This window comes from Tropicibacter oceani (assembly GCF_029958925.1).
GTDB classification, from domain to species: domain Bacteria; phylum Pseudomonadota; class Alphaproteobacteria; order Rhodobacterales; family Rhodobacteraceae; genus Pacificoceanicola; species Pacificoceanicola oceani.
Genome location: NZ_CP124616.1, coordinates 2,874,441 through 2,899,479 on the forward strand (window position 1 = coordinate 2,874,441; position 25,039 = coordinate 2,899,479).

26 protein-coding genes, 1 tRNA gene and 1 pseudogene are annotated in these 25,039 nt (G+C 65.2%); 21 read left to right on the top strand and 7 right to left on the bottom strand.

Features of this window, described 5'->3' with window-relative positions:
- Nucleotides 1-12 precede the first annotated feature (12 nt).
- A complete protein-coding gene (guaB, locus tag QF118_RS13805) occupies nucleotides 13-1,461 on the bottom strand; it encodes an IMP dehydrogenase (RefSeq protein ID WP_282299630.1) in 1,449 nt (482 codons plus the stop codon).
- 208 nt (nucleotides 1,462-1,669) lie between these two features.
- On the opposite strand from guaB, the gene speB reads away from it, so the two are divergent.
- From speB to QF118_RS13830, 5 genes are all read left to right on the top strand, one after another.
- Nucleotides 1,670-2,632: an agmatinase gene (gene speB / locus QF118_RS13810; RefSeq protein WP_282299631.1), complete on the top strand. Its 963-nt coding sequence runs from the start codon at nucleotides 1,670-1,672 to the stop codon at nucleotides 2,630-2,632.
- Between the two features lie 102 nt (nucleotides 2,633-2,734).
- Nucleotides 2,735-3,883 (top strand): CaiB/BaiF CoA transferase family protein, encoded by a 1,149-nt coding sequence (locus QF118_RS13815; protein WP_282299632.1) that lies wholly within the window; start codon nucleotides 2,735-2,737, stop codon nucleotides 3,881-3,883.
- 138 nt (nucleotides 3,884-4,021) lie between these two features.
- Nucleotides 4,022-6,064, top strand: coding sequence for an ASKHA domain-containing protein (locus QF118_RS13820; protein ID WP_282299633.1), 2,043 nt, complete (start codon nucleotides 4,022-4,024; stop codon nucleotides 6,062-6,064).
- A gap of 126 nt (nucleotides 6,065-6,190) precedes the next feature.
- Nucleotides 6,191-6,949, top strand: coding sequence for an outer membrane protein (locus QF118_RS13825; protein WP_282299634.1), 759 nt, complete (start codon nucleotides 6,191-6,193; stop codon nucleotides 6,947-6,949).
- 102 nt (nucleotides 6,950-7,051) lie between these two features.
- Nucleotides 7,052-7,125, top strand: a tRNA-Gly gene (locus tag QF118_RS13830).
- Nucleotides 7,126-7,143: 18 nt separating this feature from the next.
- Here QF118_RS13830 and QF118_RS13835 read toward each other — a convergent pair.
- Together QF118_RS13835 and QF118_RS13840 are read right to left on the bottom strand one after the other, a co-directional pair.
- Nucleotides 7,144-8,256 (bottom strand): acetoin utilization protein AcuC, encoded by a 1,113-nt coding sequence (locus QF118_RS13835; protein WP_282302479.1) that lies wholly within the window; start codon nucleotides 8,254-8,256, stop codon nucleotides 7,144-7,146.
- Nucleotides 8,257-8,258: 2 nt separating this feature from the next.
- Nucleotides 8,259-8,687, bottom strand: a complete 429-nt coding sequence (locus QF118_RS13840; RefSeq protein ID WP_282302480.1) for an Lrp/AsnC family transcriptional regulator — start codon at nucleotides 8,685-8,687, stop codon at nucleotides 8,259-8,261.
- A 120-nt stretch (nucleotides 8,688-8,807) separates the two neighbouring features.
- Between QF118_RS13840 and rocF the strand changes: the two genes are divergently transcribed.
- The 7 genes from rocF (at nucleotide 8,808) to gap (ending at nucleotide 13,758) form a co-directional block, all read left to right on the top strand.
- Nucleotides 8,808-9,728 carry an arginase gene (gene rocF / locus QF118_RS13845; RefSeq protein WP_282299635.1) on the top strand — a complete coding sequence of 307 codons (921 nt, stop codon included), beginning with the start codon at nucleotides 8,808-8,810 and terminating at the stop codon, nucleotides 9,726-9,728.
- 93 nt (nucleotides 9,729-9,821) lie between these two features.
- Nucleotides 9,822-10,877, top strand: a complete 1,056-nt coding sequence (locus tag QF118_RS13850) for an ornithine cyclodeaminase (protein ID WP_282299636.1) — start codon at nucleotides 9,822-9,824, stop codon at nucleotides 10,875-10,877.
- A 150-nt stretch (nucleotides 10,878-11,027) separates the two neighbouring features.
- Nucleotides 11,028-11,276 carry a PepSY domain-containing protein gene (locus QF118_RS13855; protein WP_282299637.1) on the top strand — a complete coding sequence of 83 codons (249 nt, stop codon included), beginning with the start codon at nucleotides 11,028-11,030 and terminating at the stop codon, nucleotides 11,274-11,276.
- A 57-nt stretch (nucleotides 11,277-11,333) separates the two neighbouring features.
- Complete coding sequence (locus QF118_RS13860) at nucleotides 11,334-11,873, top strand: cytochrome b/b6 domain-containing protein (RefSeq protein WP_282299638.1); 540 nt, start codon at nucleotides 11,334-11,336, stop codon at nucleotides 11,871-11,873.
- Nucleotides 11,870-12,406, top strand: a complete 537-nt coding sequence (locus QF118_RS13865) for a helix-turn-helix transcriptional regulator (RefSeq protein WP_282299639.1) — start codon at nucleotides 11,870-11,872, stop codon at nucleotides 12,404-12,406. Before QF118_RS13860 ends, QF118_RS13865 begins: the two co-directional genes overlap by 4 nt.
- A gap of 48 nt (nucleotides 12,407-12,454) precedes the next feature.
- Nucleotides 12,455-12,598 carry a hypothetical protein gene (locus QF118_RS13870; RefSeq protein ID WP_282299640.1) on the top strand — a complete coding sequence of 48 codons (144 nt, stop codon included), beginning with the start codon at nucleotides 12,455-12,457 and terminating at the stop codon, nucleotides 12,596-12,598.
- Nucleotides 12,599-12,756: 158 nt separating this feature from the next.
- Nucleotides 12,757-13,758 (top strand): type I glyceraldehyde-3-phosphate dehydrogenase, encoded by a 1,002-nt coding sequence (gene gap / locus QF118_RS13875; protein ID WP_282299641.1) that lies wholly within the window; start codon nucleotides 12,757-12,759, stop codon nucleotides 13,756-13,758.
- 92 nt (nucleotides 13,759-13,850) lie between these two features.
- Here gap and QF118_RS13880 read toward each other — a convergent pair whose 3' ends face one another.
- Nucleotides 13,851-14,006 (bottom strand): hypothetical protein, encoded by a 156-nt coding sequence (locus QF118_RS13880; protein WP_282299642.1) that lies wholly within the window; start codon nucleotides 14,004-14,006, stop codon nucleotides 13,851-13,853.
- A gap of 360 nt (nucleotides 14,007-14,366) precedes the next feature.
- On the opposite strand from QF118_RS13880, the gene QF118_RS13885 reads away from it, so the two are divergent.
- Nucleotides 14,367-14,528, top strand: a complete 162-nt coding sequence (locus QF118_RS13885; RefSeq protein WP_282299643.1) for a DUF1127 domain-containing protein — start codon at nucleotides 14,367-14,369, stop codon at nucleotides 14,526-14,528.
- Between the two features lie 28 nt (nucleotides 14,529-14,556).
- Here QF118_RS13885 and coaD read toward each other — a convergent pair whose 3' ends face one another.
- The 3 genes from coaD to QF118_RS13900 all read right to left on the bottom strand — a co-directional run bounded on the left by coaD (nucleotide 14,557) and on the right by QF118_RS13900 (nucleotide 16,573).
- Nucleotides 14,557-15,060: a pantetheine-phosphate adenylyltransferase gene (coaD, locus tag QF118_RS13890; protein ID WP_282299644.1), complete on the bottom strand. Its 504-nt coding sequence runs from the start codon at nucleotides 15,058-15,060 to the stop codon at nucleotides 14,557-14,559.
- A 106-nt stretch (nucleotides 15,061-15,166) separates the two neighbouring features.
- Entirely contained in the window at nucleotides 15,167-15,601 is a 435-nt protein-coding gene (locus QF118_RS13895) for a CBS domain-containing protein (protein WP_282299645.1), read from the bottom strand.
- Between the two features lie 66 nt (nucleotides 15,602-15,667).
- The gene (locus tag QF118_RS13900) at nucleotides 15,668-16,573 is read right to left on the bottom strand and encodes a LysR family transcriptional regulator (protein WP_282299646.1); all 906 of its coding nucleotides are present in this window, start codon (nucleotides 16,571-16,573) and stop codon (nucleotides 15,668-15,670) included.
- A 100-nt stretch (nucleotides 16,574-16,673) separates the two neighbouring features.
- On the opposite strand from QF118_RS13900, the gene QF118_RS13905 reads away from it, so the two are divergent.
- The 8 genes and pseudogenes from QF118_RS13905 to mmsB all read left to right on the top strand — a co-directional run bounded on the left by QF118_RS13905 (nucleotide 16,674) and on the right by mmsB (nucleotide 25,021).
- The gene (locus tag QF118_RS13905; RefSeq protein WP_282299647.1) at nucleotides 16,674-18,173 is read left to right on the top strand and encodes a CoA-acylating methylmalonate-semialdehyde dehydrogenase; all 1,500 of its coding nucleotides are present in this window, start codon (nucleotides 16,674-16,676) and stop codon (nucleotides 18,171-18,173) included.
- Nucleotides 18,174-18,379: 206 nt separating this feature from the next.
- Nucleotides 18,380-18,778, top strand: coding sequence for a hypothetical protein (locus tag QF118_RS13910; protein ID WP_282299648.1), 399 nt, complete (start codon nucleotides 18,380-18,382; stop codon nucleotides 18,776-18,778).
- Nucleotides 18,779-18,874: 96 nt separating this feature from the next.
- A complete protein-coding gene (locus QF118_RS13915; RefSeq protein ID WP_282299649.1) occupies nucleotides 18,875-19,294 on the top strand; it encodes a hypothetical protein in 420 nt (139 codons plus the stop codon).
- Between the two features lie 91 nt (nucleotides 19,295-19,385).
- On the top strand, nucleotides 19,386-20,513 hold the full coding sequence (locus QF118_RS13920) for a carboxylate-amine ligase (protein WP_282299650.1): 1,128 nt from the start codon (nucleotides 19,386-19,388) through the stop codon (nucleotides 20,511-20,513).
- A gap of 139 nt (nucleotides 20,514-20,652) precedes the next feature.
- Nucleotides 20,653-21,792 (top strand): glycosyltransferase, encoded by a 1,140-nt coding sequence (locus QF118_RS13925; RefSeq protein WP_282299651.1) that lies wholly within the window; start codon nucleotides 20,653-20,655, stop codon nucleotides 21,790-21,792.
- 84 nt (nucleotides 21,793-21,876) lie between these two features.
- The gene (locus QF118_RS13930) at nucleotides 21,877-23,016 is read left to right on the top strand and encodes an acyl-CoA dehydrogenase family protein (protein WP_282299652.1); all 1,140 of its coding nucleotides are present in this window, start codon (nucleotides 21,877-21,879) and stop codon (nucleotides 23,014-23,016) included.
- An 88-nt stretch (nucleotides 23,017-23,104) separates the two neighbouring features.
- A pseudogene (locus tag QF118_RS19795) lies at nucleotides 23,105-24,121 on the top strand (enoyl-CoA hydratase/isomerase family protein); the annotation flags it as partial.
- A gap of 27 nt (nucleotides 24,122-24,148) precedes the next feature.
- Nucleotides 24,149-25,021, top strand: coding sequence for a 3-hydroxyisobutyrate dehydrogenase (gene mmsB / locus QF118_RS19800; protein ID WP_317133910.1), 873 nt, complete (start codon nucleotides 24,149-24,151; stop codon nucleotides 25,019-25,021).
- Nucleotides 25,022-25,039: the final 18 nt, after the last annotated feature.

Genomic DNA, 25,039 nt, shown 5'->3' on the forward strand with positions numbered 1-25,039 from the left:
CGATGCCCGGGCTTATCCGACGCGGTAGTTCGGCGACTCGCGCGTGATCTGCACGTCGTGGACGTGGCTTTCCTTGAGCCCCGCACCGGTGATCTTCACAAAGCGGCAGTTGTGGCGCATCTGTTCGATCGTGGCGCAACCGGTATAGCCCATGGCCGCGCGCAATCCGCCCACCAACTGGTGAATGACGGCCCCCGCGCTGCCCTTGTAGGCGACCTGACCTTCGATGCCTTCGGGGACCAGCTTGTCGCTGGCCGCGTCCTTCTGGAAATAGCGATCGGCCGAGCCGCGCGCCATGGCGCCAAGGCTGCCCATGCCGCGATAGGCCTTGAAGCTGCGGCCCTGGTACAGGATCACCTCGCCGGGGCTTTCGTCCGTGCCAGCGATCATGCTGCCAACCATGGCGCAGGAGGCACCCGCCGCAATGGCCTTGGCGAAATCGCCCGAGAACTTGATCCCGCCATCGGCGATCACCGGGACATCGCCCGCCGCCTGGGCGCAGTCCATGATGGCCGTCAGCTGCGGCACACCGACACCGGCCACCATGCGCGTGGTGCAAATGCTGCCCGGCCCGATGCCGACCTTGACCGCATCGGCGCCCGCATCGATCAGCGCGCGCGTCGCCTCGGCGGTGGCGACGTTGCCGGCGATGATCTGAACGCTGTTGGACAGGTTCTTGGCGCGGGTCACGGCCTCGATCACGCCGCGCGAATGGCCGTGGGCGGTGTCGATCACCACGATGTCGACGCCGCTGTCGATCAGCATTTCGGTGCGGGCAAAGCCGCTGTCACCGACAGAGCTGGCGGCGGCGACGCGCAGGCGGCCCAGTTCATCCTTGCAGGCGGTCGGGTTGACCACGGCCTGTTCGGTGTCCTTGAGGGTCAGAAGGCCGGTCAGCTTGCCGCTGGCATCGGTGACCAGCAGCTTTTCGATGCGCCGTTCCTTCATCTTGCTGATCGCCTGCTGGCGGTCGGCGGGTTCGTGCAGGATGGCCAGGTTTTCATGGGTCATCATCGCCTTGACCGGCGTGTCGTCATGTTCGGCAAAGCGCATGTCGCGGTTGGTCACGATGCCGACCACGCGGTGGTCCTTGTCGACCACCGGAAAGCCGGTAAAGCCGTAGCGTTCAGTCAATTCCTTGGCGTCGGCCAGGGTCTGGTCGGGGGTCAGCGTCACCGGGTTGTAGACGATACCGCTTTCAAAGCGTTTGACCCGGCGGACCTGGCGAGCCTGTTCTTCGGCGCTCAGGTTCTTGTGGATCACGCCCATGCCGCCGGCCTGGGCCATGGTGATGGCCATGCGGGCCTCGGTCACGGTGTCCATGGCACTGGACAGCAGCGGGATGTTGAGGTCGATGGAACGGGTCACCCGGGTGCGAGTATCGGCGGTGCTGGGCAGCACGTCGGATGCACCGGGAATGAGAAGGACGTCGTCGAAGGTCAGGGCCTCGCGAATCTCCATGGGGCGGCTCCTTTGGAGGGGATCGGTTGGCGGTTTCCTATTGCATGGATCTGGCCGGGGGGAAAGGGCAAATGGCCACGCATCGGGGGCGCTGCCCCCGGCGCTGCTGCGCAGCCCCTCCCCCGGGATATTTTTGGCACAAAGAAACCCGGGGGGCTTGTGTCCGCGAAAGGCGCGGCGCAGCCTGCGTGAAAAGCGGAGAGAGACCATGAGCCACGGATACGAGGGCGGGCGGCTGGACCTGCCGTTCACCGGCATCTGCACCTTTGCCAGAAAGCCGCATGTGGCGGATTGGGGTACGATCGCGGCCGATGTGGCGGTGCTGGGGGCGCCCTATGATGCCGGGACGCAGTGGCGGGCCGGGGCGCGCTTTGGCCCGCGGGCGGTGCGCGAGGCCTCGACCCTGTTTTCCTTTGGCCATGCCGGGGCCTATGACCACGAGGACGACGTGACCTACCTGGGCGAGGATGTGCGCATCGTCGACATGGGCGATGCGGATATCGTGCATACGGACACGGTGAAAAGCCACGCCAACATCCGCGCCGGGGTCGAGGCGGCGCTGGCGGCGGGGGCCCTGCCCGTGGTGATCGGGGGCGATCATTCGGTGAACATCCCCTGCATCGAGGCCTATGAAGGGCGCGCGCCCTTTCACCTGTTGCAGATCGACGCGCATCTGGATTTCGTCGATGAGCGCCACGGCGTGACGCGCGGCCATGGCAACCCGATGCGCCGGGCCGCGGAAAAGCCCTGGGTCAGCGGCCTGACCCAGGTCGGCATCCGCAATGTCAGCTCGACCGCGAAAGAGGGCTATGACGCCGCCCGCGCCATGGGGTCGGACATCCTGTCGGTGCGGCAGATGCGGGCGCTTGGCCCGCTGGCCACGGCGAACCGGCTGCCGGCGGGCGCGCCGGTCTATATCACCATAGACATTGACGGGTTCTGCCCTTCGATCGCGCCGGGCACCGGGACGCCCAGCCATGGCGGTTTTCTGTATTACGAAGTGCTGGAGCTGTTGCAGCATGTCGCGCGCGCCCATCCGGTCGTCGGCATCGACCTGGTCGAGGTGGCCCCCGACTATGACCGGAGCGGGTCGACCGCGATCCTGGCGGCGCAACTGCTGATGAACCTGCTGGGGTTTGTCTTTCACGCGCGCACGGCCAAAGCGGGCTGAGCCTGCGCGTCATCCCGCCGCGCCGCAATTTCGCACTTGCAGCATCCTTGGCCGGGCGGGCATTCTGCCCCTGACCCCAGCCCCCTGACCAAAGGTGATCCCATGGCCCATCCTCTGACCGGCGTTACCGTGCTTGACCTGACCCATGTGCTGGCCGGGCCTTTTTGCTCCATGACGCTGGCCGACATGGGCGCCACGGTGATCAAGGTCGAGCGTCCGGGCGTCGGCGATGACACCCGCGCCTTTCCGCCTTTCAAGGATGGCAAGAGCGCCTATTTCGCCGCCATCAACCACGGCAAGAAATCCATCGCCCTGGACCTGAAGGACGAGGACGACCGCGCCACCTTTGAAATCCTGCTGGCGCGCGCCGATGTGGTGCTGGAAAACTATCGCCCCGGCGTGATGGAGCGCATGGGCTATGGCTGGGAGGATCTGCACGCGCGCTATCCGCGGCTGATCTATGGCGCGGTGTCGGGCTTTGGCCACACCGGTCCGGATTCCAAGCGCCCGGCCTATGACATGGTGGTACAGGCGCGCGGCGGCGTCATGAGCATCACCGGCGAAAAGGACCGCGATCCGGTGCGGGTCGGTGCCTCGATCGGGGATATCATCGCCGGGATGTACCTGGGCCAGGGCGTGCTGGCTGCGCTGTTCGACCGCGAAAAGACCGGCAAGGGGCGCAAGATCGACGTCGCCATGCTGGACAGCCAGCTGGCCATTCTGGAACACGCAGTGGCCATCACCACCGTCACCGGCAAGCCGCCGGCGCCTTCGGGGGCGCGCCATCCGTCGATCACCCCGTTCGAGACCTTTCATGCCAGCGACGGGTTGTTCGTCATTGCGGCGGGCAATGACAAGCTGTTCGAAAAGCTGTGCATCACGCTGAACCTGCCGCTGATGGGGGACGACCGCTTTGCCACCAATGTGGATCGCTGCAAACACGCGCGGCTGCTCAAACGCCTGATCGAGGCGGTGACGCTGGACCATCCGCGCGCCCACTGGATCGCCAAGCTGACGGCGGCGGGCATTCCGACCGGGCCGATCCAGACCGTCGACCAGGTTCTGAAGGACCCGCAGATCCTGGCGCGCAACATGGTGGTCGACATCCTGGACAAGAACGGGCGCGCGGCCTTCAAGGCGGCGGGCAATCCGATCAAGATGTCCGATGCCCCCGATCCGACCACCCGCGCGCCGTCGCCCGATCTGGATGGCAACCGCGGTGAAATCCTGCGCTGGCTGGGCCGGGAATAGACGCGCCGCCCGTCGCCGCCGGAAACCCGGGGATTTTCGCGGCTTGTGCCGTGTTTTGACGACGGAATGACGCAGGCTGCCTTTTCATTCCCCGCCGCACGCGTATGTTCCCCGACAAACGCGCACAGGACGACCGACATGAGCACAGATCCCCTTGTCATCTTTACCCCTTCGGGCAAACGCGGGCGGTTTCCCGTCGGTACCCCGGTTCTGACCGCCGCCCGTCAGTTGGGCGTCGATCTGGATTCGGTCTGCGGCGGGCGGGGGATCTGTTCAAAATGCCAGATCACGCCGTCTTATGGCGATTTCCCCAAGCATGGCGTGACCGTGGCGCAGGGCGCGCTGAGTGACTGGAACGCGGTCGAGCAACGCTATGACGACAAGCGCGGGCTGAAAGCGGGTCGGCGGCTGGGTTGTCAGGCGACGGTGCAGGGCGACGTTGTTATCGACGTGCCGCCCGAAAGCCAGGTGCACCGCCAGGTCGTGCGCAAGGCGGCCAGCGCGCGGGCCATCGAAATGGACCCGGCAACGCGGCTGTTCTACATCGAGGTCGAAGAGCCCGACATGCACGAACCCACCGGTGATCTTGAGCGCGTGGCGCGCGCGCTGCGCGATCAATGGGACATGCAGGACGTCACCGCCGCCTTTCCGGTCGTGGCGCAGCTGCAAAAGATCCTGCGCAAGGGCGACTGGAAGATCACCGTTGCCCTGCACAAGGATGGCGCGGGTGCGCCGCACATCACCGCCGCCTGGCCCGGGTTGCACGAAGGCGGGCTGTACGGTCTGGCCATCGACCTGGGATCGACCACCATCGCGGCGCATCTGACCAACCTCGAAACCGGCGAGGTCAAGGCCTCTTCGGGGATCATGAACCCGCAGATCCGCTTTGGCGAAGACCTGATGAGCCGGGTGTCCTATTCCATGATGAACCCTGGCGGCGACGTCGAAATGACCCGCGCGGTGCGCGAGTCGCTGGACGCGCTGGCGCAGGAAATCGCGGCCGAGGCCGGGATCGACACCAGCCTGATCCTTGAAACGGTGTTTGTCTGCAACCCGGTCATGCATCACCTGCTGCTGGGCATCGACCCGGTGGAATTGGGTCAGGCGCCCTTTGCGCTGGCCACCTCGGACGCGCTGTCGCTGACGGCGGCGGACCTGGGGCTGAGCGCCCTGCCCGCCTCGGCGCAGATTTATATCCTGCCCTGCATCGCAGGCCATGTGGGGGCCGATGCCGCCGCCGTGGCCCTGTCCGAAGAACCCGGCAAATCCGACGATCTGGCGCTGATCGTCGATGTCGGCACCAATGCCGAAATCCTGCTGGGCGACCGCAGCCGCGTGCTGGCCTGTTCGTCGCCCACCGGTCCGGCCTTTGAGGGCGCGCAGATCAGTTCAGGCCAGCGCGCCGCCCCCGGCGCCATCGAAGCGATCCGCATCGACCCGGTCACCAAGGACCCGCGCTTCAAGGTGATCGGCTGTGACAAGTGGTCGGACGAGGACGGGTTCTGGGACGAAACCGCCCAGACCGGCATCACCGGCATCTGCGGATCGGGCATCATCGAGGCGGTGGCCGAAATGCGCATCGCGGGCCTGGTCGACGCCAAGGGCCTGATCGGCAGCGCCGAACAGACCGGCACCGAGCGCAGCATCCCCGAAGGCCGCACCCATGCCTATCTGATCCACGACGCCACCGCCGACGGCGGCCCGCGCATCACCGTAACGCAGGGCGACATTCGCGCCATCCAGCTGGCCAAATCGGCGCTATATGCCGGCGCGCGCCTGTTGATGGACGAACGCGGCGTCGACAAGGTGGACCGCGTGGTGCTGGCCGGGGCCTTTGGCGCGCATATCTCGCCCTTGCACGCCATGGTGCTGGGCATGATCCCCGATGTGCCGCTGGACAAGGTGACCAGCGCCGGCAACGCCGCAGGCACCGGCGCGCGCATCGCCCTGTGCAACGTCACTTCGCGCCGCGAGATCGAGCGCGTGGTGCGCGAGATCACCAAGGTCGAAACCGCCATCGAGCCGCGCTTCCAGGAACACTTTGTCAACGCCAACGCCATCCCCCATGCCACCGATCCTTTCCCGGAGCTGGCGAAACTGACCTCGCTTCCGCAGGTCAGCTTCAACACCGGCGGGTCGGGCGGCGATGGCGACGGGCGGCGGCGCAGGCGCCGAGGCTGAACGGGCGCAGGGCTTTCGGCGCAGGGGTCACGAAAGACTGTGAAACGCGGCGGATTCGTGCCAGACTGGCGCCATTGATCCCCGTTTTTCACGGCCCTTTCGGCCATTGCATTTGGAACCCGCCTGATGAAACAGACCCTGCGCACCGCGTTTGCAACCCTGACGGCCGCCGCCGCGCTGACCGGCGCCGGGCTGGCCCAGGCCGGCACCATCGAAACACCGCCCGCCGATCCCCCGGTGGTCCGCCCTGCCCCGCAGGTCGCCAACTGGGCCGGCTTTTACGGCGGCCTGAGCTATGGCAAGGGCAAGGGCACCGTGAAATGGGAGGACCGCAACGGCGGCTGGTACACCTTTGCCCCCGGCAGCAAACTGTCGCAGGACAGCGACGCAGGCGGCTTTGGCGCGCAGATGGGCTATAACTGGCAAACCAGCAGCAACCTTGTCTTCGGGGTCGAGCTGAGCGGCATGGCCCTGTCTCTGGAAACCAACGAGAACAGCAAGTTCTTTCCCGGCACGGATCGGCTTGGCACCTCGATCGACCGGCCGATCGCGCTGACCGGCAAGATCGGCTATGCCACCGGCCGCTGGCTGCCCTATGCCGAGGCCGGGTTCGCCATTGCCCAGGTCGGCATCGACAACGTCGACAGCTTTTGCGTACCCAAGTGCATCTTCCGCTCGGACGAGCGGCACAACGGCTATGTTCTGGGCGCGGGGCTGTCCTACAAGGTGTCGCAGCGCTCGTCGGTGGGGATCAACTATCGCCACTACGATTTCGGTACGGTGCGCCACAAGGGCCGCGCCAGCAACATCAACACCGCCGAAGCCTATGACACCCGCGCACGGATGGGCGTCGTGTCCGTGGTCTGGAACTATCACTTCAACTAGGCGCCCGCCGGGCAGATCCCCAAAGCGCCGGGCCGGGCGGCAAATCCGCCCTCAGCCCCCTTGCAAGGGCGCATCCCTTGGGCTATCTGGAAATCCCGGAGCGCGGGTATGGTGAAAAGGTATCACGGCAGCTTCCCAAGCTTTAGTTACGGGTTCGATTCCCGTTACCCGCTCCAATCCTCCGGTTCCCCCAGTCACAACTGACGCTGCAACCGCTCGCGCAGCGTTGCCACCCTTTGACGGATCTCGTCGCGGATCGGACCGCCGCGCGGCGCATCCTGCAGCGTCGTCAACAGCGTCTCGGAGGGCTGGCCCTTGCGATGCCAGGCCAGGGCGCGCAGCACCCCTTGCGGGGCCTGCGGCAATGCGACGGGCAGTTCGTACCCGGCCATCTCTGCCCAGACCCCGGCCCAGCAACGCGCCACGGACCAGGGGTTGTACCCGCCGCCGCCCGACACGATCAGACGCGGCGACAACGCGCGCAGCGCCCGCACCGCCGCGCGGTGAGCATTGTTCGACAGCGCCAGCCGCGACAGCGGATCTTCGACCAGCGCATCCGCCCCGCATTGCAAAAAGACCGCATCGGGCGCGAAATCCTGCACCGCCGGCAGGATCAACTGGTTCAGCACATAGGCGAATTCATCATCGTTGAACCCGCGCGGCACCGGCAGGTTAAAGGCGGAACCGCCCGCCCGATCCTTTAGCGCGCCGCTGAAGGGCCAGCGCCCCTCTTCGTGCACCGATATCAGCCGCACCGCCTGCGATCCGGCAAACCCCGCCTCGACCCCGTCGCCGTGATGGGCGTCGATGTCCACATAGGCGACGCGGCGCAGCCCCATCGCCAGCAACCGCTGGATCGTCACCACCGGTTCATTCAGGTAACAAAACCCCGCCGCGCGATCGGCCAGCCCGTGATGCGTGCCCCCCCCGGGGTTGAACACCACCCCGCCCTGCGCCACCAGTTCCGCCGCCAGCAAACCGCCGCCCACCGCCGTGGCCGGACGGCGGTACATCTGCGCAAAGATCGGGTTCGACAGCGTGCCCAGACCGTGGCGCGCGCGCACCTCCTCGCTGACCGCGCCCTGCTGCTCGGCCCGCATCAGCTGGGTCACATAGGTTTCGGTGTGAAAGCCGGTCAGCGCGGCCGGCTTGGCCCGCGGCGAAGTCCGATAGCGCGCCTCGGGCAGCCAGCCAAGCGCGCGGCACAGGTCGATCACCGCCGGCACCCGCTCGATCGACAGGGGATGATTGCGCCCGTAGCTTGATCCGCGATAGATCCGCGCGCCGATGAAAACCGGTGTCATCAGCCTCAGCGCCCCGGATGCCGCGTCGACAACAGCAACGAGGTTTCCGAGGTCGCAACCCCGTCCAGCCGCCGCACCCTGTCCAGCACCCGGTCCAGCGCCTCCAGACTGCCTGCGCCCAGCTCGACGATCACATCCCAGCGGCCGTTGGTCGAATGCACCGCGCGCACCTCGGGCAGGCCCATGATCTGCCGCTTGATCCGGTCCGCGCCGCGCCCCTCGATCCCGATCATCATCAGCGCGCGCACCGCGTCCTGTGTCACATCCTCCTTCAGCACGACCGAAAACCCCAGGATCACCCCCGCCGCGCGCAACCGCTCGATCCGCGCGCGCACGGTGGTGCGCGACAGCCCCAGCTGCACCGCCAGATCCGACAGCGCCGCCCGCGCATCGTGGCGCAACGCCGCGATCAAGCGGTGATCCACATCGTCCAATTCGGCCATTTTTGCCTCCGTTTCGGTCAATCTATCCCCACTTCGTGCAAAATGCACGCTTTCGCCCTGCACATATCGGGAAAATAATGCCGCAACGCTTCGCGAACAGGACAAAACCCCATGACCAAGACAATTCTTCTGATCGGCGCCCCGGTGGACAGCGGCAAGACCCGGCAGGGCTGCCTGATGGGGCCCGACGCCTACCGCGTCGCCCGCCTGCCCGGCGCCCTCGCCGACCTCGGCCACGAGGTGCGCGACCTGGGCAACCTCGCGCCGCGCCCCTGCGCGGTCGCGGCGATGGACCACCTGTTCGAACTGCCCCGCACCGTCGGCTGGACGCAAACGCTCAGCGCGGCGGCGCAGGATGCCATGGCGCAGGGCCTGCCGATCTTTCTGGGCGGCGATCACGCGCTGTCGCTGGGATCGGTGCACGGGGTGGCCGCCCATGCCGCGGCACAAGGCCGGCCGCAATTCGTGCTCTGGCTCGATGCCCATTCCGATTTCCACACGCCGCAGACCACGCAATCGGGCAACCTGCACGGCACGCCGCTGGCTTATGTCACCGGGCAACCGGGCTTTGACGCCTTTCCGCCGGTGCCCCACCCGATTCCGCAGGAAAACCTGTGCATTCTCGGCCTGCGCTCGGTCGATGGGGCGGAACGCGCCGCGCTCGAAGCTTCGCGCATCAACCGCCACGACATGCGCGCCATCGACGAACACGGCATCAAGGCCCTGCTCGCCCCCTTCCTGGCCCGCGTCGCGCAGGCCGGCGGCGCGCTGCATGTCTCGCTCGATGTCGATTTCCTCGATCCCAGCATCGCCCCCGCCGTCGGCACCACCGTTCCGGGCGGCGCCACCGTCCGCGAAGCCCACCTGGCGATGGAGCTGATCCACGACAGCAGCCTGATGACCTCGATGGACCTGGTGGAACTGAACCCGATGCTGGATGAACGCGGCCGCACCGCGCAGGTCATGGTCGATCTTTGCGCCTCGGCGCTTGGCCGCCGGGTCTTTGACCGCCCCACCCCGCGCCTGCTCTGACCGCCTCTTCTTCTTGGCCAAAATACTCCGGGGAGCGCGAGGGGCAGCGCCCCTCGCTCCGCCCTTGCCCCAATCCGCTACAGGACAAAGCCCATGACCCCCTCCGCCAAAGCCCTCGTGCCCTTCGTGTCCGTCGATCACATGATGCAGCTGATCCACCGCGTCGGGTTGCAGCAGATGATCACCGGCATCGCCGAATGCATCGAAGAGGATTTCCGCCGCTGGGAACAGTTCGACAAGACCCCGCGCGTCGCCGCCCATTCCGAGGTCGGCGTGATCGAACTGATGCCCACCGCCGATGAAACCCACTATGCCTTCAAATACGTCAACGGCCACCCCAAGAACACCGCCGAAGGGCTGCAGACCGTCACCGCCTTTGGCCTGCTGGCGGACATGGACACCGGCTATCCGCTGCTGCTGTCGGAAATGACCTTGCTGACCGCCCTGCGCACCGCCGCCATGTCGGCGCTGGCGGCGAAATACCTGGCCCCGAAGGGCGCGCGCTGCATGGCGATGATCGGCAATGGCGCGCAGTCGGAATTCCAGTGCCTTGCCATGCAGGCGCTGGTCGGCATCGACACAGTCCGCCTGTATGACACCGACCCGCGTGCCACCGCCAAATGCGCCGCGAACCTGCGCGGCACCGGGCTGACCGTCATTCCCTGCACCACCGCGCAACACGCCATCGAGGGCGCGCAGATCATCACCACCTGCACCGCCGACAAGAAAAACGCCACGATCCTGTCCGACAACATGGTCGGCCCCGGCGTGCATCTGAACGCCATCGGTGGCGATTGCCCGGGCAAGACAGAGCTGGCCCCCGGCGTTCTGACCCGCGCCGAGATCTTTGTCGAATACCCGGCCCAGACCCGGATCGAGGGCGAAATCCAGCAACTGCCCGCTGATCATCCCGTGACCGAGCTGTGGCAGGTCATCACCGGTCAGGCCCCGGGGCGCCGCGATGCCCGGCAGATCACCCTGTTCGACAGCGTCGGCTTTGCGATCGAGGATTTCAGCGCCTTGCGCTATGTGCTGACCAAGGCCCGCGACACCGGTCTGAACCTGCCGCTGGACCTGCTGGCCGATCCCGACGATCCGCGCGACCTGTTCGGCATGCTGACCCGCGCCGCCCCCGCCAGGGTGGCCTAAACCAAAGTCATAGCCCCGCAAACCTGGGGTATAGGCGGGCGGATTCTGCCCAAAGACGCATGGACCGCGGCGCCTGTCGTGGTCACGTTTCCTGTCATGCCACGGACATCCTGTCCCGGTACGACCGTCACATGACACAGGAGACTGACCATGACCCGCATTCTGACCGCATCCATCCTCGCGCTGGTGCTTGGCACCGGCGCCGCCCTTGCCTCGGGCAACCTGAGCACCCAGCAGCAAGAGCAGATCCGCGCCAAGCTGACCGCCCAAGGCTATGACGTGCGCAAGATCGAAAGCGAGGACGGCATGATCGAGGTCTACGCCCTCAAGGACGGGGCGCGGCTCGAGCTGTATCTCGATGCCGATTTCAACATCATCAAGACCAAGATCGACGATTGACCCTGGCCCGGGCGGCGGGGATCCCCCCCGCCCCCGGCTTTGCAGGAAGGTAGGGACATGACCGAACATCGCATCTGGGATCCCCTCGTGCGGATTTTTCATTGGAGCCTTGTGCTGCTTTTCGCCGCCAACGCCCTGTTCACCGACGACGAAAGCAAGACCCACGAGGTCGTCGGCTATGCCATCGCGGCGCTGATCGCCGTGCGGGTGCTTTGGGGGCTGGTCGGGCCCTATGCGGCGCGTTTTGCCAGCTTTGCGCCGACCCGCGCCGGCCTTGTCCGACAGATGGCCGACATCGCTGCCGGGCGGCGCAAGGCGCATATGGGGCATTCGCCGCTGGGCGCGCTGATGATCTTCAACCTGCTGCTCAGCATCGCGGGAATCGCCCTGACCGGCCACCTGATGACCACCGACACCTTCTGGGGCGTCGATTGGGTCGAAGAGGCGCACGAGGCACTGGTCACCTGGGCCGAGATTTCCGTGGTCCTGCATGTCGGCGCAGTGATCTGGGAAAGCCGCCGCACCGGCGTCAACTTGCCGCGCGCCATGGTCACCGGTGTCAAACGCATCCCGAAAGGCGTATCTGTCGATCCATGACGGACAAGTCCACCTCCAGGCCGCTGGCGCTTGTGGCGCTGATCGCAGGCCAGATCCTGTGCGCGGGTTTCTTCCTGTGGGACGTCGCCATCGACGGGCTCGAGGCCGCCTGGCCGCCCCTCAACAACCCGCATTTCGTGATCGAAACCCTGGCCGCGCTGGCGCTGATCGCGGCGGTCGCGGTCGAGATCCACCTGCTGGGCAAACTGCTGCGCCGCGAAGCCCACCTGCAGGCGCAGCTGTCGATTGCCGCCGGCGCCTTTCACGATATCATGGAGGCGCGCTTTGCCGATTGGCAGCTGACCCCCTCCGAGGCCGATGTCGCCACCTTCACGCTCAAGGGCATGTCGATCGCCGAAATTGCCGCGCTGCGCGGCACCGCCGAGGGCACCGTCAAGGCGCAGCTTGGCGCGATCTACCGCAAGGCCGGGGTGACCGGGCGCGGCGCCCTGCTGGGGCTTTTCGTCGAGGACCTGATGCAGACGCCGCAAAGCACCCCGCCGGACGGCGCGGGCCATGCAACTTCGGGGTGACAGCGCGCCGCGCCTCTGGCATGAGGGGCTGAAAACGCCGGAGCCGACATGACCAACAAACTTGCCATCTACCTCGGGGTTATGATCGTTGCCGCCATCGTCGCGGATTACATGATCTTTGGCAGCGAACATCTGGTTTTCCTTGGCAAAAAGATGTTCACCCTGCTTGACTGGCTGGCCTTCTGGCGCTGACCCGGGCCACCCCGGCCCTTGACGGCGGCCCGCCACAGGCGCAGCCTGACCCCAAAAAAGATGCCAAGGCCCGGCGCGGGACGTTGACATTTCGCCCGGTCTTTGATTGTTAGCGTTAACACCCACATCCAGGCCATTTGGCACGAAGGGAGACTTCCATGACAGTCAAGGTTGCAATCAACGGTTTTGGCCGCATCGGCCGTAACGTCCTGCGCGCGATCATCGAATCCGGCCGGACCGATATCGAAGTGGTCGCCATCAACGATCTTGGGCCGGTGGAAACCAACGCCCACCTGCTGCAATACGACAGCGTGCACGGCCGTTTCCCGGCGCCCGTCACCTCGGGCGATGACTGGATCGACGTGGGCCGTGGCCAGATCAAGGTGTCGGCCATCCGCAACCCCGCCGACCTGCCCTGGTCGAACATCGACGTGGTGATGGAATGCACCGGCATCTTCACCTCGAAAGAGGCCTGCCAGGCGCACCTTGAAAACGGATCGTCGCGCGTGCTGATCTCGGCGCCCGGCGCCAATGCCGACAAGACCATCGTTTTCGGCGTCAATGACGACGTGCTGACATCGGACGACATCGTCGTGTCCAACGCGTCCTGCACCACCAACTGCCTGGCGCCCGTCGCCAAGGTGCTGAACGACACCGTCGGCATCGTCAAAGGCTTCATGACCACGATCCACAGCTATACCGGCGACCAGCCGACGCTGGACACCATGCACAAGGATCTGTACCGCGCCCGCGCTGCCGCGCTGTCGATGATCCCGACCTCGACCGGGGCCGCCAAGGCCGTGGGCCTGGTGCTGCCGGAACTGAACGGCAAGCTGGACGGCGTCGCGATCCGCGTCCCCACGCCGAACGTCTCGGTCGTCGACCTGACCTTCGAGGCCGCCCGCACCACCACCGTCGAAGAAATCAACGCCGCGATCCGCGCCGCCGCCGATGGCCCGCTGAAATGCATCCTTGGCTATACCGACAAAAAGCTGGTCAGCTCGGATTTCAACCACGACCCGCATTCCTCGGTGTTCCACACCGACCAGACCAAGGTCATGGAAGGCACCATGGTACGCATCCTGACCTGGTACGACAACGAATGGGGTTTCTCGAACCGGATGAGCGACACCGCCGTCGCCATGGGCAAGCTGATCTAAGCGCGCCGGCCCCGGCCCCGGCATTCCGGGGCCCGTACAGTCACGCAAGGGGCCGCATCATGCGGCCCTTTTTCGTTGCCGCGCCCAGGGCGTCAGTCCAGCGCGAATGCCCCCTTGGCCGCCTTGTAGGCCGAGGCCGCCTGCGCCGTCGCCGCAGGCATTGCCCTGGCTTCGCTGGCGGGCAGAAACTGGGTCGAGACCGGCACAGGCGGTTTCAGCACCACCTCGGCCCGTCCGTTTGTCATCATTGCCACTTCCTGCAGCGCCGCCGCCCCCCGGCCCGGCGTCCGCGTCAAGGGAAGGGCCGCTGCATATCCAATGTGCATGACACTCTCCGTCCTTGCGAGGCGCCCGCCCCGGCCCAATACCGAAACCCGGACCGCCTCATACCTTGTTAAGGTTAACCTCGAAGCGGTAAAGATTCGATGAACAGCCATACAGGGCTGACTGCAGGCCGGGCGCGAGCCGCCGAAACCCTTAACCAAGCCCGCCGGTTCCATGCGTTGAACGCAAGGCGGAAAGACCGAAGCGGCAATTGTTCTGCAGTGCAGCATTTCCTATCTTATCGGTAACGCAAACAAGCGAACCTTGAGAACAGGAGACTGAAAATGAATGGTTTCTTCAACACTGTACGCGCCAGCCTTGAAAAGCGCGCCCGCTACAACCGCACCGTCCAGGAACTGAGCAATATGCCCAAGGACGTGGCCGATGACCTGGGCCTCAGCCCGGCCGATGCACACCGCATCGCCCGCAAGGCGGTCTACGGCTAATCAACGGCCCCTTGCCCGGCCCCTGGGGTCAGGCGCGGGTTTTGCCCAGCTTTTCCAGCAGGGCCTTATGCACCGGGGGCGTGACGAATTTTGACACGTCCCCGTCCAGCCGGGCGATTTCCTTGACCAGTTTCGAGGCAATCGCCTGATGCCGGGCCTCGGCCATCAGGAACACCGTTTCGACTGAACTGTCGAGCACGCGGTTCATGCCGACCATCTGATATTCATACTCGAAATCCGCAACCGCGCGCAGGCCGCGGATGATGATCTGTGCGCCCACGTCATTGGCGCAGTCGATCAGCAGGTTTTCAAAGGGATGGGCAACGATTTCCGTATCGGTCTGTTTTGACAGATAGGCGCATTCCGCCTCCAGCATGGCAACCCGTTCCTCAAGCGAGAACAAGGGCCCCTTGTCGCGGTTGATGGCCACCCCGATCACCAGCCGGTCAACCAGCGCCGAAGCGCGCCGGATGATGTCGATATGCCCAAGAGTGATGGGATCAAACGTCCCGGGGTACAATCCGATGCGCATGGGGGCCTGGCCTTTTCGTCACGTTGGGGCGCACGCAACAATATTGCGCGCGGGAATGCAACCCGGAAATATCAAAACTGCCTGCGCGATCCGATCCGGGGGGCGCTTAGTGCCCCATGATCATCCCTTCCAGCGCGCTTTTCTCCATCGCCAGTTCCGACAGGCGGGCCTTGACCACGTCGCCGATGGTGATCAGTCCGACCATCTCGCCGTCTTCGATCACCGGCATGTGGCGGAACCGGCCTTCGGTCATCTTGCTCAGCACGTCGTCGGCCTGATCCGACCGGGTGCAGGTCACCAGTTTCTTGGTCATGAAGGTATCGACGGTTTCGATCAGGCAGCCGGCCCCATGCGCGGCCAGCTGGCGCACGATGTCGCGTTCCGACAGAATGCCAAGCGCATCCGTCCCGGTGGCCGAGATCACCACGGTGCCGATCCGCTTTTCCGCCAGGATCTTGGCCGCATCGGAAATCAGGGTCCCCGGTTTCACCGTGACGACGCCATCCGATCCCTTGCTCTTGAGGATGCTGTGCACTTGCATGTGGGTACTCCTTTTTATGCGCTGCCCCGTTTCCCCAGCGTCGTCGCGGTGCATCATTCTGTCAAGTCAGACGTTCACGCAAAGCCGTTCCAGCCGGGCAAGTTCGGCCCGCATGTGGGTCAACAGGGCATCGGCAAAGCGGTTCATCCGTTCCAGCCTGCGGTCGTCCGCGTGGCGCACCAGGTAAAAGCTGCGCTTCAGGCTGACCTGGTCGGTCAGGATGCGGCGCAGGTCGGGTGCCGTGGGCAAGGCGAAATCATGCACGATCCCCAGCCCCGCGCCCTGCCGGATCCACTGGAACTGGACCGAGACCGAGTTCGAGGCCAGCGGCACCCGGGTCAGGCCCAGCTCGCCCAGGTAGTCCAGTTCCTTGTCAAAGATCATGTCCGGAATGTAGCCGGTGATGCGGTGGTCATGCAGATCGCCGACCGCCCGGATCGGCGGGTGTTGCGCAAGATAGGCGCGCGATGCGGCCAGATGCAGGCGGTAATCGGTGATCTTCTGCACCACCAGCCGTCCGGCGGTGGGGGCGCTGACGGCGATGGCCATGTCGGCCTCGCGGCGCGACAGGTTGACCACGCGCGGCAGGGCAACGATCTGCACCTCAAGGTCCGGGTTGTCGTCAGCGATCCGGGCGCAGACCTGCGGCAGCAAGAAGTTGGCGCAGCCGTCCGGCGCACCGATCCTGATCTGCCCCGACAGCCCTTCGGCGCCACCGCGCACCGCCTCGGAGGCCAGGCTGAGCGCCTGCTCGGCCTCTTCGGCATGGCGCAGCATGCGCACGCCTGCCTCGCTCAGCGCATAGCCCTGCGGGCTTTTGACAAACAGCGCCGCGCCCATCCCCTGTTCCAGCCGGGCGATGCGCCGCCCCACGGTGGCCGGGTCCATGCGCAGCAACCGCCCCGCCGCCGACAGGCTTTCGCCCCGCGCCACGCCCAGGAAAATCCGCAGGTCATCCCAACTGTCTGACATGGCGCCCTTGCATTTTTGCAAAACCCTTTTGCCACATTGCCCCTTTATCGCGCATTTTTGCAAGAGTAGGGTCGCCCCAGACCCAATCGGAGGACCCCCCATGCAAGAACTGTCCCACTACATCAACGGCGCCCATGTCAAAGGCACCTCGGGCCGCTTTGCCGATGTGATGAACCCCGCCACCGGCGAAGTGCAGGCGCGTCTGCCGCTGGCCACCGTCGAGGAACTGAACGACGCCGTCGCCAAGGCCGCCGAGGCACAGGTCGCATGGGGCGCCACCAACCCGCAGCGCCGCGCCCGCGTCATGATGAAATTCGGCCAGCTGATCAACGACCACATGGACGAGCTGGCCGAGCTGGTCAGCCGCGAACATGGCAAGACCCTGCCCGACGCACGCGGCGACGTGCAGCGCGGTCTTGAGGTGGTCGAGGTCTGCATGGGCGGACCGGCCATGCTCAAGGGCGAATTCACCGACGATGGCGGCCCCGGCATCGACCTGTATTCCATGCGCCAGCCGCTGGGCGTGGTCGCGGGCATCACGCCCTTCAACTTTCCGGCGATGATCCCGCTGTGGAAGATGGCCCCTGCCCTGACCTGCGGCAACGCCATGATCCTCAAGCCGTCCGAACGCTGCCCCTCGACCGCGCTGCGCCTGGCCGAACTGCTGCAAGAGGCCGGCCTGCCCGATGGCGTCCTGCAAGTGGTGAACGGTGACAAGGCGGTGGTCGATGCCATCCTGGACAACGACACAATTGCCGCCGTGGGCTTTGTCGGGTCGACCCCGATCGCGCAGTACATCTATGGCCGCGCCGCCAACAACGGCAAGCGCGCCCAGTGCTTTGGCGGCGCCAAGAACCACATGATCATCATGCCCGATGCCAACCTGGACATGGCCGCCGACGCGCTGGTCGGCGCCGGTTACGGTGCGGCAGGCGAACGCTGCATGGCGATCTCGGTGGCGGTGCCCGTGGGCAAGGACACCGCCGACGCGCTGATCGAAAAGCTGATCCCGCGCATCGAGAAACTGAAGGTCGGCCCCTATACCGGCGGCGACGACGTGGACTTTGGCCCGGTGATCACCAAGGCCTCCAAGGACCGGATCACCGGCCTGATCGATTCCGGTGTCGCCCAGGGCGCCAGCCTGCTGATCGACGGCCGCGGGTTCGAGCTTCAGGGCTATGAGAACGGCTATTTCGTCGGCCCGTCGCTGTTCGACAACGTGACCCCGGACATGGACATCTACAAAGAGGAAATCTTTGGCCCGGTGCTGAGCCAGGTGCGCACCGACAGCTATGAAGAGGCGCTGAAATTGACCATGGACAACCCCTATGGCAACGGCACCGCGATCTATACCGCCGATGGCGACACGGCGCGCGATTTTGCCCACAGGGTCAATGTCGGCATGGTCGGGATCAACTTTCCGATCCCGGTTCCGCTGTCCTACCACACCTTTGGCGGCTGGAAAAAATCGGCCTTTGGCGACCTGAACCAGTATGGCCCGGATGCCTTCCGATTCTACACCAAGACCAAGACCGTCACTGCGCGCTGGTTCTCTGGTATAAAGGACGGGGCCGCGCTCAACTTCAAGGCGATGGACTGACACTTTAACCGGCAGTTTCAAATGATTTCAGGGGCGCCCATGTCGGCGCCCCTGTTTTTTGCACCGAAAGATGTTGCCGCAGGGTGGATTTGCGATACCCTTGGAAACAAACGATAAAGATGACTTTTCAACTAGGGTTTCCAATGCCGATCCGGTACAGCATTATTCCGGAACGACGCTTGGCTCTTTTCCGATTTGAGGGAAGCGTGACCACCGCGGACTGCGCCGAAGTCTTTCTGGATTTCGTCGCGGACAGGCGGTTCTCGCCAGACCTGACGATGTTGAGTGACACAAGCCAGCTGACGTCCGTCCATGCCAGTTTTCGCGGGATATTGACCCGCCTCTTGTCGATGCAGCGCGCGCTGGCCGCCTTTCCCGAACCAGCCCTGAGCGTGATCTATGCCCGATCGGACACGATCTATGGCATGGCCAGAATGCTGGAGCAGACTTTGTCGCCGCTGTCCAAGGTCAAGATCGTGGTGGTCAAGGATCAGGCCGCCGCGCTCAAGCTGGCGGGACAACCCGAAGCGGATTTCCCGGCGTTGCACGATGCGCTGAACGTGCCGCGAAAGGACGCCCCGCCTGACCGCGACAGGATGCGATAACCCGCCTACCGCGTGTTGACTGTCTGTGCTACCTTTGCCCGGCCCGTCCGGATACGCCACCGCGCTTTTCAACGACCCTTGACTTGAGCAGACACAATGGCCTTTGACTACCAGATCTTTCCCGACGAGCGCTGCATCGCATTCCGCATGCACGGCGTCTATTCGATCGAGGATTGCCGGACGGCCACCCGGTCGGCCATGGCTGACCCCGCCTTTTCACCGGATTTTGCCCAGATCACCGATCTGACCGGCATCACGCGGTTCGATGCGGATTATGCCCAGGTCTCGACGCTGGCCTCGTTTATCGCGGACAGTGCGGTTGACATCGAACCTGGCACCTTGTTCGTCATCCTTGCCACCCGCGACATCAATTACGGCATGGCCCGGATGTTCCAGCAACTGATCGAAGGGCGCACCCCCTTTTCGGTCAGCCTGGTGCGCTCTCGGACCGAAGCGGCGCGGGTTCTGGCGCTTTCGACGCAAACGGTCGATCGCATGCTGGCCGACGCTCCCTGACCCTGCTGCCCATCGCCGCGGACAAAGCCGTTGCCCTGACGGGGCATTCTGCGGTCAACTGGGCCAGTCGCAAGGGAATTGGGGGGCCAACATGCGGGAACCGGACTTTACACTGGGCATCGAGGAAGAATACCTGCTGGTCGATCAAGGCAGCCTGGCGCTGACCGAGGCCCCGGCCGGTTTGATGGAGGATTGCGCCGCCGAACTGGAAGGCCAGGTCAGCCCCGAATTCCTGCAATGCCAGATCGAGATCGGTACCAAGCCCTGCGCCGATATCGCCGCCGCGCGCGATGATCTGAAACGGCTGCGCAGCGCCGTGTCCAAACACGCCGGCAAGCGGGGCCTGTCGCCCATCGCGGCCTCGTGCCACCCGCTGGCCGACTGGAAGACCCAGCATCACACCGACAAGCAACGCTATAACGAGCTGAGCCGCGATCTGGGCGGCGTGGTGCGCCGGCTGCTGATCTGCGGCATGCATGTGCATGTGGGCATCGACGATGATGCTGTGCGCGCCGACCTGATGCGGCAGATGAGCTATTTCCTGCCGCATCTGCTGGCCCTGTCCACCTCCTCTCCTTTCTGGCAAGGGGCCGATACCGGGCTGGCCTCTTACCGGATTTCGGTCTTTGACAACCTGCCACGCACCGGCCTGCCGCCGCAGTTCGAAAGCTGGTCGGACTACGAACGCTCGGTGCAGATCCTGGTCGATCTGGGGGTGATCGAGGACAGCAGCCGCATCTGGTGGGACCTGCGCCCCTCGTCGCGGTTTCCGACGCTGGAAACCCGGATCATGGATGTGCAGCCGCGGCTGGAACATGCGCTGACGCTGGCGGCGCTGAACCAGTGCCTGCTGCGCATGCTGTGGCGGCTGCGGATCAAGAACCAGCGCTGGCGCATCTATGACCGCTTTTTGATCGGCGAAAACCGCTGGCGGGCGCAGCGCTATGGGGTTTCGGAGGGGTTGATCGACTTTGGCGCGGCGCAGATCGTGGATTTCCCTGCCTTGATCGACGAGATGATCGAACTGGTGGAACAGGATGCCGGCATCCTGCGCTGCCTGCCGGAAATCGAACGCGCCCGCGAGATCGCCATCGAAGGCAACAGCACGACGCGCCAGCGCGCGGTCCTGGCGCAGGCCAAGGCAGACGGGCAAGATCACGAAGACCAGATGCGCGCCGTGGTGCGCCATCTGATCGACGAGTTCCACGCCGATCTGTAGCGCCGGGTGGGGGCGCTGCCCCCGCCGGGCCTGCGGCCCGTCCCCCCGGAGTATTTGCGCCAAGAAGAAGCAGCGGGACTGCGCCCTTGGCAGTTGGCGCGGCACGCGATAAGTCCGAAGCGACACAGACGGGGCCGCCATGAAGATCGCAATCGCCACATCGGATTACTTCGTGATGGGGGAAACCTTCATCAACCGCCATATCGAACACATGTTCGGCGGCGACACCGTGGTGCTGTGCGGGCGGTTCAACGGGGAAGACCCTTATGGCAAGCCGATCTTTCAGCGGCGTGGCAGGCTGTCCTTGCGTGACCGGCTGACGGCGCCTTTTGCCGCCCTGTCCGGCGCCCTGCTGCATGGCACGTCGCGCCTGCCCTATGGTGACAACAGGGCGCAACTGGCCGGGTTTCTCAGGCAGCACGGGGTCAAGGCGATCCTGGCCGAATTCGGCACCCAGGCGCTGGTGGTGGCCAAGCTGGGCAATGACCTGGGCATTCCGGTCTTTACCTATTGGCGCGGCACCGATGCCTCAGCGGCGCTGACCTCGCGGCAGCGGGTGCGGTCCTATCGGTTGATGATGCCGCGCCTTGCGGGGATGTTTTCGGTCAGCCAGTTCCTGCTGGACAACCTGGCCGCGCATGGGGTGCGGCACGGCAATGCGCATGTGGTGCCCTCGGGGGTGGATATCCGCCGCTTTTGTCCCGGCGAAAAGCGCCCGCTGTCGTTTCTGGCGGTCGGCCGCATGGTCGAAAAGAAAGCGCCGCAGATTACCCTGCGCGCCTTTGCCAAGGCCGCGAAGGGGGGCGCCGCGCATCTGACCTTTATCGGCGACGGGCCTTTGCTGGACAGCTCAAAAGCGCTGGCCGCCGAGCTGGGCGTCGCTGACCAGATCACCTTTGCCGGTGCCCTGCCCCATGACCAGGTGCGCAGGCATTTGCAGACAACTGAGGTGTTCCTGCAGCATTCGGTCACTGCCCGCAACGGCAATACCGAGGGCCTGCCCACCGCCATCCAGGAGGCCCTGGCCTGCGGCTGCATCACCCTGTCCACCCGCCACGCCGGCATCCCCGAGGCGGTCGAGGATGGCGTCAACGGCCTGCTGGTCGATGAATGGGACGAGGCCGGCTTTGCCGAGCGCATCGCGCAGATCATCGCAATGCCCGACCGCAGCACCCTGGGCGCCGCCGCCCGCGCCACCGCCATCGAAAAGTTCGACAATGCCCAGGGCCTGCACCGGGTCGAAACCGTCATCCGCAATACTGTCGCGGACCGCCTGTAATCCTTGCATCCTGCCGCGGCATCCGGCACAATCTGAACAAGCGTTCAATTCGCCGCGTTCATTGGCACCAAGGGAGGGGTCGACATGGATTTCGCACTGAGTGAGGAACAAACCGCCATCTTCGACATGGCCCATGCTTTCGGGCAGGAACATATCGCCCCCCACGCGCAGGAATGGGAGGCCGCCGGCACCATCCCCAAAGAGCTTTGGCCGCAACTGGCGGAATTGGGCTTTGGCGGGCTCTACGTCTCCGAAGAGGCTGGGGGTTCGGGCCTCAGCCGCCTTGACGCCACCCTGGTCTTCGAGGCGCTGTCGATGGCCTGCCCTTCGGTCGCCGCCTTCCTGTCGATCCACAACATGTGCGCCCGGATGATCGACAGCTTTGCCAGCCCTGAAATGAAGGACCGCATCCTGCCCCGCGCGCTGAGCATGGAAACCGTGCTGTCCTACTGCCTGACCGAACCGGGCTCCGGCTCGGACGCGGCGGCGCTGAAAACCCGCGCGGAAAAGACCAACGAAGGCTACCGCCTGAACGGGACCAAGGCCTTCATCTCGGGCGGCGGCTATTCCGATGCCTATGTGGTCATGGCACGCACCGGCGACGACGGCCCCAAGGGCATCTCGGCCCTCTATGTCGAGGCCGGCACACCCGGCCTGTCCTTTGGGGGGCTCGAACGCAAGATGGGTTGGCAGTCGCAGCCCACCCGCCAGGTGCAATTCGACGACTGCACCGTGCCGCATCACAACCTGATCGGTGACGAAGGCCAGGGTTTCAAATACGCCATGGCAGGCCTTGACGGCGGGCGCCTGAACATCGCCGCCTGTTCGCTCGGCGCGGCGCAGACCGGCCTGAACATGACCCTCCAATACATGTCCGAACGCAAGGCCTTCGGACAGACCATCGACCAGTTCCAGGCGCTGCAATTCCGCCTTGCCGATATGGAGATCGAACTGCAGGCCGCCCGCACCTTTCTGCGTCAGGCCGCCTGGAAGCTCGATACAAAGGCCCCCGACGCCACGAAATTCTGCGCCATGGCCAAGAAATTCGTGACCGAGGCCGGCAGCAGAACGGTCGATCAATGCCTGCAACTGCACGGAGGCTATGGCTATCTGGCCGACTACGGCATCGAAAAGCTGGTCCGCGACCTGCGGGTGCACCAGATCCTCGAAGGCACCAATGAAATCATGCGGCTGATCACCGCGCGCCACATGCTGGCCCGGTGACCCGCGCCCGTTTCCAATTGCCCTAAATATCCCGGGGGTCCGGGGGCTGGCCCCCGGTCCGTGCCGCGCCAAAAGGACCCGCGCCCAGATGAGTGACACCAAGATCCGAAAACAGGGCCGCGCCGGCCATATCACCCTGACCCGGCCCAAGGCGCTGAACGCGCTCAGCTACGACATGTGTCTGGCAGTCGAGGCCGCGCTGGACCAATGGCGCAACGATCCGCAGGTCGATCTGATCCTGCTCGACGCCGAGGGCGATCGCGCTTTCTGCGCCGGCGGCGATATCGCCGAGATGTACCAGACCGGCACCGAAGGCAACCTTGACTACGGCCGCCGGTTCTGGCGCGACGAATATCGCCTGAACGCCAAGCTGGCCGAGTATCCCAAACCCGTCGTCAGCTTTCTGCACGGTTTTGTCATGGGCGGCGGCGTCGGGCTGGGCGGCCATTGCTCGCACCGGATCACCTGCGAAAGCACCCAGATTTCCATGCCCGAATGCGGCATCGGCTTTGTGCCCGATGTGGGCGGCTCGTTTATTCTGGCGCGCGCGCCCGGGCGCCTGGGCGAATACCTTGGCCTGACCGCCGCGCGCATGGGTCCGGGCGATGCCATCCACGCCGGCTTTGCCGATCACTATATCCCCGAGGCCGAATGGCCGACGCTGAAAACCTTGCTGCGCGAAACCGGCGATGCCGGGCTTGTCCAGCAGGCCGCCCTGCCCGCGCCAGACAGCCCTTTGGCCGCGCAGCAGCCGCAGATCGACGCGCTGTTCGGCGGCGAAGGGCTGGCCGATGTGCTGAACCTCTTGCGCAATGACACCTCCGATTTCGCGCAAAAGACGCTCAAGGCTTTGGGCCGCAATGCGCCGCTGTCGATGGCCGTCACGCTTGAGATGATCCACCGGTTGCGCGCCATGTCCAACCTGACGATCCGCAAGGCGCTGGAGCTGGAATACCGCGTGTCGCACCGGATCATGGAACACGGCGACTTTCTCGAAGGCATCCGCGCGGCCATCATCGACAAGGACAGATCGCCCAAATGGCGGCATGCGCTGGACAAGGTGCCCGCCGTCGATGTCAGCCGGATGCTGGCGCCGCTGGGCAAACAGGCTTTGGATTTCAGGGAGAACAGCATGAAAATCGGATTTATCGGACTGGGCAACATGGGCGCGCCGATGGCCGCCAACCTGATCGCCGCAGGGCATCAGGTGACAGGCTTTGACGTGGCGGGCGTCACGGTCGAGGGCGCGGCGCAGGCCACCAGCGCCGCCGAGGCCGCCAAGGGCGCCGACGTGGTCATCACCATGCTGCCCAATGGTGCCATCCTGCGCAGCGTCGCCGATGACATCATCCCGGCGATGCAGCCCGGTGCGGTGCTGCTGGATTGCTCTACCGTCGACGTCGAAAGCGCCCGCGCCGTGGCCGCGCAGGCGGCCGGCGCGGGCCTTGGCGCGCTGGATGCCCCGGTGTCGGGCGGCATCGGCGGGGCCAGCGCCGGCACGCTGACCTTCATGGTCGGCGGCAGCGACGACGCCTTTGCCAAGGCCAAGCCGCTTTTCGACATCATGGGCCAGAAGGCCGTGCATTGCGGCCCCTCGGGCAATGGCCAGGCTGCCAAGATCTGCAACAACATGATCCTTGGCGTCACCATGATCGCCACCTGCGAAGCCTTTGCCCTGGCCGACAAGCTGGGCCTGTCGCGCGAGGCGATGTTCGACGTGGTCAGCACCTCGTCGGGCTATTCGTGGTCGATGAATGCCTATTGCCCCGCGCCGGGCGTCGGCCCCAAGTCCCCCGCCGACAACGGTTATGTCCCCGGCTTTGCCGCCGATCTGATGCTCAAGGACCTGCGCCTGTCGCAACAGGCCGCCGAGGCCGCCGATGCCGACACCCCCATGGGCAAGGCCGCGATGGACCTGTACCAAAGCTTTGTCGAGGATGAGGATGGCAAGGGCCGCGATTTCAGCGCCATGCTGCCGCGGTTCGAAAAGCGCGGGCGTGGCTAAGGGCATCGCCCGGCCTTT

Bases quoted from the DNA above. Each gene is read 5' to 3' on its own strand.
- QF118_RS13865 (WP_282299639.1), top strand. From the start codon at position 11,870: ATGACGGACAAGTCCACCTCCAGGCCGCTGGCGCTTGTGGCGCTGATC.
- QF118_RS13850 (WP_282299636.1), top strand. From the start codon at position 9,822: ATGACCCCCTCCGCCAAAGCCCTCGTGCCCTTCGTGTCCGTCGATCAC.
- QF118_RS13825 (WP_282299634.1), top strand. From the start codon at position 6,191: ATGAAACAGACCCTGCGCACCGCGTTTGCAACCCTGACGGCCGCCGCC.
- QF118_RS13880 (WP_282299642.1), bottom strand. From the start codon at position 14,006: ATGATGACAAACGGACGGGCCGAGGTGGTGCTGAAACCGCCTGTGCCG.
- QF118_RS13820 (WP_282299633.1), top strand. From the start codon at position 4,022: ATGAGCACAGATCCCCTTGTCATCTTTACCCCTTCGGGCAAACGCGGG.
- QF118_RS13915 (WP_282299649.1), top strand. From the start codon at position 18,875: ATGGCCTTTGACTACCAGATCTTTCCCGACGAGCGCTGCATCGCATTC.
- mmsB (WP_317133910.1), top strand. From the start codon at position 24,149: ATGAAAATCGGATTTATCGGACTGGGCAACATGGGCGCGCCGATGGCC.
- QF118_RS13920 (WP_282299650.1), top strand. From the start codon at position 19,386: ATGCGGGAACCGGACTTTACACTGGGCATCGAGGAAGAATACCTGCTG.
- speB (WP_282299631.1), top strand. From the start codon at position 1,670: ATGAGCCACGGATACGAGGGCGGGCGGCTGGACCTGCCGTTCACCGGC.
- QF118_RS13905 (WP_282299647.1), top strand. From the start codon at position 16,674: ATGCAAGAACTGTCCCACTACATCAACGGCGCCCATGTCAAAGGCACC.
- guaB (WP_282299630.1), bottom strand. From the start codon at position 1,461: ATGGAGATTCGCGAGGCCCTGACCTTCGACGACGTCCTTCTCATTCCC.
- QF118_RS13815 (WP_282299632.1), top strand. From the start codon at position 2,735: ATGGCCCATCCTCTGACCGGCGTTACCGTGCTTGACCTGACCCATGTG.
- QF118_RS13900 (WP_282299646.1), bottom strand. From the start codon at position 16,573: ATGTCAGACAGTTGGGATGACCTGCGGATTTTCCTGGGCGTGGCGCGG.
- QF118_RS13930 (WP_282299652.1), top strand. From the start codon at position 21,877: ATGGATTTCGCACTGAGTGAGGAACAAACCGCCATCTTCGACATGGCC.
- gap (WP_282299641.1), top strand. From the start codon at position 12,757: ATGACAGTCAAGGTTGCAATCAACGGTTTTGGCCGCATCGGCCGTAAC.
- QF118_RS13925 (WP_282299651.1), top strand. From the start codon at position 20,653: ATGAAGATCGCAATCGCCACATCGGATTACTTCGTGATGGGGGAAACC.
- rocF (WP_282299635.1), top strand. From the start codon at position 8,808: ATGACCAAGACAATTCTTCTGATCGGCGCCCCGGTGGACAGCGGCAAG.
- QF118_RS13870 (WP_282299640.1), top strand. From the start codon at position 12,455: ATGACCAACAAACTTGCCATCTACCTCGGGGTTATGATCGTTGCCGCC.
- QF118_RS13860 (WP_282299638.1), top strand. From the start codon at position 11,334: ATGACCGAACATCGCATCTGGGATCCCCTCGTGCGGATTTTTCATTGG.
- QF118_RS13885 (WP_282299643.1), top strand. From the start codon at position 14,367: ATGAATGGTTTCTTCAACACTGTACGCGCCAGCCTTGAAAAGCGCGCC.
- coaD (WP_282299644.1), bottom strand. From the start codon at position 15,060: ATGCGCATCGGATTGTACCCCGGGACGTTTGATCCCATCACTCTTGGG.
- QF118_RS13855 (WP_282299637.1), top strand. From the start codon at position 11,028: ATGACCCGCATTCTGACCGCATCCATCCTCGCGCTGGTGCTTGGCACC.
- QF118_RS13895 (WP_282299645.1), bottom strand. From the start codon at position 15,601: ATGCAAGTGCACAGCATCCTCAAGAGCAAGGGATCGGATGGCGTCGTC.